At 71.4% G+C, this 1,948-nt stretch carries 2 protein-coding genes; both read right to left on the reverse strand.

The annotated features are described in order from the left end of the window. Positions 1–204: 204 nt before the first annotated feature. Positions 205–1,338: an OmpA family protein gene (locus GVN67_RS28855; RefSeq protein ID WP_160000739.1), complete on the reverse strand. Its 1,134-nt coding sequence runs from the start codon at positions 1,336–1,338 to the stop codon at positions 205–207. Between the two features lie 251 nt (positions 1,339–1,589). Continuing rightward, positions 1,590–1,948, reverse strand: a 359-nt coding sequence (locus GVN67_RS28860; protein WP_160000740.1) for an OmpA family protein, incomplete at its 5' end; no start/stop codon positions are given.

Genomic DNA, 1,948 nt, shown 5'->3' on the forward strand with positions numbered 1-1,948 from the left:
GGCCCTGGCGGCTCGGTGATCGGCGGCCCCGACCTGCCGGAGCCGCCGATCACCGAGCCGCCAGGGCCCGACCAGCCCAGCCCGGATGCGCCAGACATCCCGCCGCTGGGCGACCCGCCGGACGAGCCGCCGATGCGGATGCAGTGACGGCATAAAAAAAGGGGCGCCCGCGGGCGCCCCTTTCCACGTCGCGATCGGAACAGATCAGCGCAGGACGATTTCCACGCGGCGGTTCTGCGGCTCGCGCACGCCATCGGCGGTCGGCACCAGGGGGCGGCTCTCGCCGAAGGCCTGGATGGTGATGGCCGAGCGGGCGACGCCGAGGCGGGCCAGCTCGGCGGCCACCGCATCGGCGCGGCGCTGCGACAGGCGCTGGTTGTAGGCAGGCGAGCCCGAGCGGTCGGCATGGCCGGAGACCTCGATCCGCGTGGTCTGCACCCGGGTCGAGTTCTGCGCCGCCTCGGCCACGATCTGGCGGGCGCGGTCGGTCAGGTCGGCGCGGTCGAAGTCGAAGAAGACCAGGTAGGTGCGGGAAGGGCCATGAATGATGGGTACAGCGGCGGGCGCCACCGGCACCGGCGCCGGCGGGGTCGGCTGGTTGAAGGCGTAGCGCAGGCCGACCAGGAAGGAGTGGTGGTAGTTGTCGAGCTCCACCTTGCCGCGCTGCGGCGCCGCGCCGCTCGCCGGGGTCAGCGTGGCCTTGACCTCGTTGTCCAGCGTGCCGAAGAAGCGGTACTCGGCGGTCAGCGCCAGGCCGGGCACGGCCGAGATCGGCAGCGAGGCGCCGGCCATGCCCTGGAAGGCGAATTGCGCGTCGGTGTCGTCGATCGACAGACGCTCGCCGGTGACGCGGCTGGTGGCGCGCGCATTATCGAAATTGGTCCAGGCATAGCCGATGCCGGCGCCGATATAGGGAACGACCGGCCAGCCCAGCTGGTGGAAGTCGAAGAAGGTATTGGCCATCACGCCATAGGTCGAGGCGGTGCCGCGCCCGGCGCCCCAGGGCGCCAGCGGTGCGTTGCCGCTGTAGCTGTCGAATTCGGCGCGGCGGAAATTGCCCTCGATCTCGGCGCGCACGCCATTGCCGAAGCCCCAGCCGAGGCTGAGCACGCCGACGCCGCCGGTGCCGAACTCGGCCTTGCCGCTGCGGTTGACGCCGCGGGCGCGCAACGTGTTCTGCAGCCCGCCCGAGGCCTCGGTGTCGCTGTCCATCTGGAAGTCGACGCCGGCGCCGGCGCCGAGATAGACGCCGGTGACCGGCACGGTCTGGGCGGTGGCGGCGCCAGCCAGCGGCAGGGCCAGCATCGTGGTGGCCAGCAGCAGCTTACGGAACATCATGGGGACAAGCCTCTCTCCGGGTCCGGACCTTGTCCCGCGCCCTGCGGGCTGCGTCCGAGTACCACAAGCTTAACTTTCTACCATCCGGTTTGCCGGGGTTAAGCGGGCCTCTTCATGGGTCACGCCGATGTGATTTCGTGCGGCGTAATAATCTCGCCCCAACGCGAAGAACCCGGGACGCGCAAGGCGCCCCGGGACCCGTGTCATCGTGGAAAGAGTGGTCCCGGGCCTGCGCCCGGGACCCGTTCGTCTTAGCGCAGGACGATTTCGACGCGGCGGTTCTGCGGCTCGCGCACGCCGTCGGCGGTGGCGACCAGCGGACGGCTCTCGCCGAAGGCCTGGACGGTGATCGCCGAGCGCGACACGCCCAGGCGGACCAGCTCGGCGGCCACGGCGTCGGCGCGACGCTGCGACAGGCGCTGGTTGTACTGCGGCGAACCGGCGCGGTCGGCATGGCCGGCCACCTCGATGCGCGTCGTCTGCACCCGGCCCGAAGCCTGCGCCGCCTCGGAGATGATCTGGCGGGCGCGGTCGGTCAGGTCGGCGCGGTCGAAGTCGAAGAACACCAGGTAGGTGCGGGCGGGCGCCGGGGCCACGGCCGCACCTCCCT

The sequence above is a fragment of the Roseomonas sp. 18066 genome, assembly GCF_902706185.1.
Lineage (GTDB): Bacteria > Pseudomonadota > Alphaproteobacteria > Acetobacterales > Acetobacteraceae > Pseudoroseomonas.